Here is a 1,122-nt window from a genome sequence, read left to right as displayed (position 1 = left end):
CGTAGCGACGCAACAGGCTACTGGGTGTAGCGCGCCTCGTCGCGCTCGTGAGCCTCCTGGGCGGCCACGCTCAGGGTTGCGATCGGCCGGGCTTCCAGCCGGGCAATACCGATCGGCTCCCCGGTCTCCTCGCAGTACCCGTATTCGCCCCGGTCGATGCGCGCCAGCGCCTCGTCGATCTTGTTCAAAAGCTTGCGATAACGATCCCGGGTGCGCAGTTCCAGACCGGCATCCGTCTCGTGGCTGGCGCGGTCATTGGGATCCGGCTCCTGCCAGCTCTCGCTGCGCAGGTGTTCCAGGGTCTGTTCCGATTCCTCGATCAGCTCGGCACGCCAGGCCTCGAGCCTGGCACGAAAGTAGTCCAGTTGACGCGGATTCATGTAGGGTTCGTCCTCGGACGGACGGTACCCGGAATCCGGGCGGGTCTTGGTTTCCTGGCTCATCTCGGGCCCCTCGCCAGGCCCCTTCCCGCCCCATGCGGAAAGGCCCCTGCGCGATACGCGGTACACCCGATCGAGTATAGGGCAATAACCCGGCCGGGCGGCAAATACGAAAGCGCGCCCCAATGCACAACCCCGACCAACAGACAGCGACACACCCCGCATGCAGCGCATCCTCCAGATCAGCGACACCCACCTGGCCCGGGAGCCCGGCCCGATCCGCCCCGGCTACCCCGACAGCGACCGCCAGTGCGCGCGGGTCCTCGATGCGCTCGGCCGGAACCAGCCGCGCCCGGACCTGCTCTGGCTAACCGGCGACCTGGCGGAAGAACCCGCGCCGGAAGCCTATTCGCGCCTGCTGGATCTGCTGGACCGGCATGTGCCGGGCTGGCCGCTCGCCGGCCTGGCGGGCAATCACGACGAGTGGCGTGAACTGGACCGGGCCTTCACAGCCGCCGGGCACGTACTGGACGGACGCCACGTGCTGGGCGACTGGCTCCTGGTTGGACTCAACTCGGCAGTCCCGGGACAGGCGGCCGGACGCATCGAGCCCGCCGAACTGGAACGGCTGGAGCGGGTGCTGACCCGTCATCCGGAGCACTGGGCGATGATCGCCATCCACCACCCGGTCGTGCCGATCGGAAGCGCCTGGATGGACCGTATCGGCCTGACCAACCCGGAC

The 1,122-nt window shown here is 68.2% G+C and carries 2 protein-coding genes; one reads left to right on the top strand and one right to left on the bottom strand.

Annotated elements, in window-relative coordinates:
• Positions 1-17: 17 nt before the first annotated feature.
• Positions 18-443, bottom strand: a complete 426-nt coding sequence (gene dksA / locus ACESLR_RS10905) for an RNA polymerase-binding protein DksA (RefSeq protein ID WP_373025325.1) — start codon at positions 441-443, stop codon at positions 18-20.
• A gap of 160 nt (positions 444-603) precedes the next feature.
• Here dksA and ACESLR_RS10900 point away from each other — a divergent pair.
• On the top strand, positions 604-1,122 hold a 519-nt coding region (locus ACESLR_RS10900; protein WP_373067365.1), incomplete at its 3' end, for a metallophosphoesterase.

It is taken from the genome of Thioalkalivibrio sp., assembly GCF_041685615.1.
Lineage (GTDB): Bacteria > Pseudomonadota > Gammaproteobacteria > Ectothiorhodospirales > Ectothiorhodospiraceae > Thioalkalivibrio.
This window is presented reverse-complemented; position numbering and strand designations above follow the sequence as displayed.